Origin of the sequence: Bradyrhizobium pachyrhizi (genome assembly GCF_001189245.1) — a bacterium.
In the GTDB taxonomy this organism is placed as follows: Bacteria; Pseudomonadota; Alphaproteobacteria; order Rhizobiales; family Xanthobacteraceae; genus Bradyrhizobium; species Bradyrhizobium pachyrhizi.
This window is the reverse complement of sequence record NZ_LFIQ01000114.1, coordinates 51,395-57,334: the sequence shown is the minus strand read 5'-3', so window position 1 is coordinate 57,334 and position 5,940 is coordinate 51,395. Positions and strand designations below refer to the sequence as shown.

The 5,940-nt window shown below is 66.0% G+C and carries 5 protein-coding genes; 4 read left to right on the top strand and 1 reads right to left on the bottom strand.

Going from position 1 to position 5,940, the window contains the following annotated elements; genetic code table 11:
• The 4 genes from AKL29_RS29365 to AKL29_RS29350 all read left to right on the top strand — a co-directional run.
• Positions 1–2,942: efflux RND transporter permease subunit (locus tag AKL29_RS29365; RefSeq protein ID WP_244482492.1), on the top strand; the 2,942-nt coding region annotated here is incomplete at its 5' end.
• A gap of 36 nt (positions 2,943–2,978) precedes the next feature.
• The gene (locus AKL29_RS29360; protein ID WP_244482491.1) at positions 2,979–4,415 is read left to right on the top strand and encodes an efflux transporter outer membrane subunit; all 1,437 of its coding nucleotides are present in this window, start codon (positions 2,979–2,981) and stop codon (positions 4,413–4,415) included.
• A gap of 8 nt (positions 4,416–4,423) precedes the next feature.
• Positions 4,424–4,732, top strand: a complete 309-nt coding sequence (locus tag AKL29_RS29355; RefSeq protein ID WP_028332256.1) for a hypothetical protein — start codon at positions 4,424–4,426, stop codon at positions 4,730–4,732.
• Positions 4,733–4,743: 11 nt separating this feature from the next.
• Entirely contained in the window at positions 4,744–5,070 is a 327-nt protein-coding gene (locus AKL29_RS29350; RefSeq protein WP_244482490.1) for a BA14K family protein, read from the top strand.
• Positions 5,071–5,095: 25 nt separating this feature from the next.
• On the opposite strand, the gene AKL29_RS29345 is transcribed toward AKL29_RS29350, so the two are convergent.
• Entirely contained in the window at positions 5,096–5,731 is a 636-nt protein-coding gene (locus AKL29_RS29345; RefSeq protein ID WP_028332254.1) for a hypothetical protein, read from the bottom strand.
• Between the last annotated feature and the right edge of the window lie 209 nt (positions 5,732–5,940).

Here is a 5,940-nt window from a genome sequence, read left to right as displayed (position 1 = left end):
CGCGCGCCGACCTGCCGACCAGCCTGCGCAGCAATCCGACCTACCGCAAGGTCAACCCGGCCGACGCGCCGATCCTGATCCTGACGCTGACGTCGGATACGCTGACGCGCGGCGATCTCTACGACGCCGCCTCCACCGTACTGGCGCAGAAGCTGTCGCAGGTCGAGGGCATCGGCGAGGTGGTGGTCGGCGGCAGCTCGCTGCCGGCCGTGCGCGTCGATCTGATCCCGCAGGCGCTCTACAAATACGGCATCGGGCTGGAAGACGTCCGCGCGGCGCTGTCGAGCGCCAACGCCCACAGCCCAAAGGGCGGCATCGACGTCGGCGACCAGCGCTACCAGGTCTACGCCAACGACCAGGCCAACAAGGCCGACGACTACAGATCGCTGATCGTGGCCTACCGCAATGGCGCACCGGTTCATCTCTCCGACGTCGGCGAGGTGGCCGACGGCGTCGAGAATTTGCGCAATGCCGGGCTCGCCAACGGCAAGCCGGCGGTCCTGATCATCCTCTACCGGCAGCCGAACGCCAACATCATCAGTACCGTCGACCTCGTGAAGGGGCTGATGCCGCAGCTGCAGGCGTCGGTCTCGCCGGCGATCGATATCGGCTTTGCGGTCGACCGTTCGACCACCATCCGCACCTCGCTCCGGGACGTCGAACGAACCCTGGTTCTGGCGGTGCTGCTGGTCATCATCGTGGTGTTCGCGTTCCTGCGCAATGCGCGCGCCACGTTCATTCCGGTAGTGGCGGTCTCGGTGTCGCTGGTCGCGACCTTCGGGGCGATGTACCTGTTCGGCTACAGCCTCGACAATCTCTCCCTGATGGCGCTGACGGTCGCGACCGGCTTCGTGGTCGACGACGCCATCGTGGTGCTGGAGAACGTCACCCGTTACATCGAGGACGGCCTGAGCCCGCTCGAGGCGGCGCTGAAGGGCGCCAACGAGGTCGGCTTCACCGTGCTGTCGATGAGCATCTCGCTGATCGCGGTATTCATCCCGATCCTGCTGATGGCCGGCATCGTAGGGCGGCTGTTCCGCGAGTTCGCGATGGTGATCTCGATCTCGATCCTGATCTCGCTCGCGGTCTCGCTGGCGACCACGCCGATGATGTGCGCCGTGCTGCTCAAGCCGGACGCCGGCGGCCATGGCCGGCTCTATTGGGCGAGCGAGCGCTTCTTCGAGGCGATGCTGAATTTCTACCGCAGAACGCTGACCGCGGCGCTGGCGCATCCGCTGTTGGTGATGCTGATCCTGGCGGCGGTGTTCGGCCTCAACTTCTATCTCTACGACGTAATCCCGAAAGGCTTCTTCCCGCAGCAGGACACCGGCCGGCTGGTCGGCTCGATCCAAGCCGACCAGAGCGTGTCGTTCCAGCTGATGCAGCAGAAGCTCGCGCAGTTCGTCGGCATCATCAAGCGCGATCCGGCGGTGGAGACGGCGGTCGGCTTCACCGGCGGCGGGCAAACCAATTCCGGCTTCGTGTTCGTCTCACTGCGTCCGCTCGATGAGCGCAAGATCGGCGCCGACGGCGTGATCGCGCGGCTGCGCCGCGAGATGTCGGTGGTGCCGGGCGCGAGCCTGTTCCTGCAGGCGGTGCAGGACATCCGGGTCGGGGGCAGGGCCTCGAACGCGCAGTATCAGTACACCCTGCAGGGATCGACGCTGGAGGAGCTCAATGAATGGACGCCGAAGATCGCGGCGGCCCTGCAGCGCGATCCGAACCTCGCCGACGTCAACAGCGACCAGCAGAACAAGGGCCTGGAATCCGATCTCGTGATCGACCGCGACGCGGCGGCCCGGCTCGGCATCACGGTGAGCCAGATCGACAACACCCTCTACGACGCCTTCGGCCAGCGGCAGGTGTCGACGATCTATGTCGCGCGCAACCAGTATCACGTCATCATGGAGGTCGCGCCGCGCTACTGGCAGAATCCGGAGACGCTGAAGGACGTCTATATCAGCACGTCCGGCGGTTCGGTCGGCGGCTCGCAATCGACTAACGCGGTGGCGGGCACCGTGGTGGCGCCGGGCACCTCGAGCGCGGCCAGTGCGGCCAACGCCCAGGCGGCGCGCAACCAGGCGACCAATTCGATCGGTTCGACCGGGAAGGGCGTGGCCTCGACCGGATCGGCCGTCTCCACCAGCAGCGAGACCATGATCCCGTTGTCGGAAGTTGCAGCATTCAAGCAGGGCGCGACGCCGCTTGCTGTCAATCACCAGGGCCTGTTGGTCGCCAACACCATCTCGTTCAACCTGCCGCCGAACGTGTCGCTGAGCACGGCGGTCGGCAGCATCGAGGCGACCATGAACCGGATCGGGGTCCCGGCCACGATCCGCGGCACCTTCCAGGGTACCGCCAAGGCGTTCCAGGACTCGCTGAGCAACCAGCCGTTCCTGATCCTGGCGGCGCTGGTGGCGATCTACATCGTGCTGGGCGTGCTCTATGAGAGTTACGTCCATCCGCTGACCATCTTGTCCACACTGCCCTCGGCGGGTGTGGGCGCCTTGCTGGCGCTGATGGCATTCAAGACCGAGTTCAGTATCATGGCGCTGATCGGCGTCATCCTGCTGATCGGCATTGTGAAGAAGAACGCCATCATGATGATCGACTTTGCGCTGGATGCGGAACGCAGGCGCGGGCTGGAGCCGCTCGAGGCGATCCGGGAGGCCTGCCTGCTGCGCTTCCGCCCCATCATGATGACGACGATGGCCGCGCTGCTCGGGGCGGTACCGCTGGCTATCGGCATGGGCGATGGCGGCGAGCTGCGGCAGCCGCTCGGCATCGCCATCGTCGGTGGCCTGATCCTGAGCCAGGTCCTCACGCTCTACACGACGCCGGTCATCTACCTCTATCTCGACCGGTTCCGCCTGTGGGCCCAGCGCGTGCGCCGCGGCGGCGCGATGCGGATGCCGGGCTCCTCACTTCAACCGGGCGAGTAAATGCCGACAGGTGCAGCGTTGCGAAATCTTCAGTTGATGCGCAAGCCGATCCGGCTTCTGCGCGTGGCGGCGTTCGGCGGCCTCAGCCTCGGTCTGTCCGGCTGTATTCCCGGGGCGGAGAAGCCCGAGCTCAGCCTGGAAGTGCCGGCGAGCTACAAGTCTGCGGCCAAGGGCGATGCCGATGCGGCTGTTCCGGCGCTCGCCTGGTGGCGCGGCTTCCGCTCGCCCGAACTGACCGGGCTGATGGAATCCGCGCAGCTCTACAATCTCGACATCGCGGTGGCGATCGCCCAGATCGTGCAGGCAGACGCCCAGGTCGGCGTTTCCGGCGCCGCGCTGCTGCCGTCCATCTCCGGATCGGCGAATGCCGAGCGCCAGCGTGTGGCGACGGGATCCAGTTCGTCGTTCGGCACCAGCGGCACCTTCTCGCAGTACAGCCTGGGGCTGAGCGCAAGCTACATCGTCGATTTCTGGGGCAAGAACCGCGCGACGCTGTCGGCCTCGGAGGAGAGCGCGACCGTCGCGCGCTACAATCGCGAGGTGGTCGCGCTGACCACGATGGCGACGGTCGCCAACACCTATTTCCAGCTGCTGGCGGCGCAGGACCAGATCAAGGTCACCCGTCGCAACCTCGCCGCGGCCGAGCGCATCCTTGCGCTGATCAAGTCGCAATTCGCCGGCGGCACCGCTTCGCAGCTCGATCTGTCGCAGCAGGAGGCGCTGGTCGCCACGCAGCGCGCGGCGATCCCGCCGCTCGAGGTAACGGTCGGGCAGAACATCGCGGCGCTCGCCGTGCTGGTGGCGCGCGCGCCGGCCGATTTCAAGGTGCGCGGCGGGTCCACCACCCAGATCGCGGTGCCGCGCGTCACGCCGGGACTGCCGTCGGAATTGCTCTACCAGCGGCCTGACGTCCGCGAGGCCGAGGCGCAGCTGGCGTCGTCCAATTTCAGCGTCGACGCGGCGCGCGCAGCATTCTTTCCGCAGATCCAGCTGACCGGCACCACCGGTTTCCAGAGCGCGGCGCTGGCCTCGCTGTTCGCGCCGGGCGCCTGGTATTACACGCTCGCCGCCGGGCTGACCCAGCCGCTGTTCGACGGCTTCCTGCTGGAGAGCCAGCTCAAGCTCGCCAAGGGCCAGCAGCTGCAAAACCTGCAGGCCTATCGCAAGGCGGTGCTGTCGGCCTTCGCCGATGTCGAGAAGGCACTGATCGCGTTGCAGAAGTACACATTGCAGGAGCGCCTGCAGTCCGACGTCGTCGCCGCCTCGCGCAAGGCGTTCGAGGTCGCCGAGACGCAGCTGCGCGGCGGTACGGTCAACCTGATCACGGTGCTGCAGGCGCAGCAGACGCTGTTCACGGCCGAGAACAATCTGGTCACGGTCCGGCTCAACAAGCTGCTGGCGGCAAGCAGCCTGTTCCAGGCGCTCGGCGGCGGCTGGACGCCCGCCGGTACGCTGGCGGCGGCGGTGCCATGAGGTCAGCCATGCAGCGTTTCGCGACACTCCTCGTTGCCCTCGTCATCGCGCTCGGCGCATCGACCGGCGCGTCCCGCGCGCAGCAGCGGCCACCGAACAGCGTTCCGCTCGCCTTCGGCATGAGCGCCGACCAGGCCAGCCAGTCGCTCGGCGTTCCCCTGAATTACGTGCGCGGCACGCCGGGCAATGAATTGTTCGTCGCGCTGCCCAATGTCAGGGGCAGCGTGCTGTCGCGGCGCAGCGACGGGCTCTATCTGCAATTCGGCAAGGGACGCCTGATCGCCTGGAAGGGCGACTGGGGCACCCTTCCGCAATGAGGGTTTTCGCCATGATTGCCATCAGAGGACTGATCGCCTGCGCCGCCATCGCACTCAGCGTAGCCGCGGCGTCGGCCCAGCAGCGGCCGTTGCGCTACGGCAGCACCGGCGGCGCGTATTTCGACGGCAGGGACGACGACCGCGATTTTCGCAGCAACGGCTATTTCCCCGGCAATTTCGCGGCCGATCCCTTCAGCGCGGGGTTCGGTGCGGCCGGCCTGTTCGGCTCGACGCCATATCACTCCGCGCGACCCTATCCGTCGCAGGTCGTGTTTGGCGCACCGTGTCAGGATTGCCGTCCGCCCCGCGCACGCCGGCATCGCGGCAGGCACGAGTAAGGCGCTTCGCAGAGGCTTGATGCCTCTAGGCCCAGCGCAAGAGCTCGTCGATGATGCGCGGCTTCATCCAGCCGGCCTTGTCGATGATTTCGTTGCGCAGAGTGTCCTTTTCCATCTCGTATCCTTCATGCGAGATATCCCGGCTGCCGGTCGCGGTGATCCCGTACGTCTCGAGCAGGGCGTTGTGCCGCGCCTTCCACGCGATCACATGCTCGGTCATGACTTGCGTCACGGATGGAAGGAAACCGGGATGGCCTGCCAGGCCGCATGACGCCGTGGTCTGCGGGTCTCCTGCCAGCATGATCACGTTCCACTCGTCGTAGCCGATCAGCCCCATTTGCGCGTAGAGGAACGCGCCATGCGGTCCATCCCAGATATTTTGGTCGATGACCAGGAACGGCACCGCGTGGCAGTGGCCGTGCCGCGCCGTCATGTCGCGGTTGAAGGTCTCGGTACGGTCCTGCAATCGCTTGTTGGCCGCAGCGAACACGGCAAGGCGATTGTCTGCCGTCGGCACGATGCTGGCTTCGTCATCAGGCGCGAAACCTGCATCGCGCAGCATCGAGCCGATCAGCGGGTGATCCCACTGCTGCTTGTGAAAAGCGGGCGTCGCGCCGTCGGCGCCCGGCGCCGGACACACGGTCTCCTTGAGCTCGCCCAAGGTCGTTTCTTGCTTCTTTCCAAAAACTGGCCTGCGCCCGAACATCGCGTGCCGCTCCTGCCAAGCAGTTGGCACGAGCATCGCAAAGAACGCCCAGAACTTTCTTAACTGGTCAGGCCCGGCGCGCCGCGATTCATCAACAGCATGACGCAGTCGTTAAAGCGATCCGGACAAATCAATCGAATTTGCTGAAATTTGCGGCATTAGCT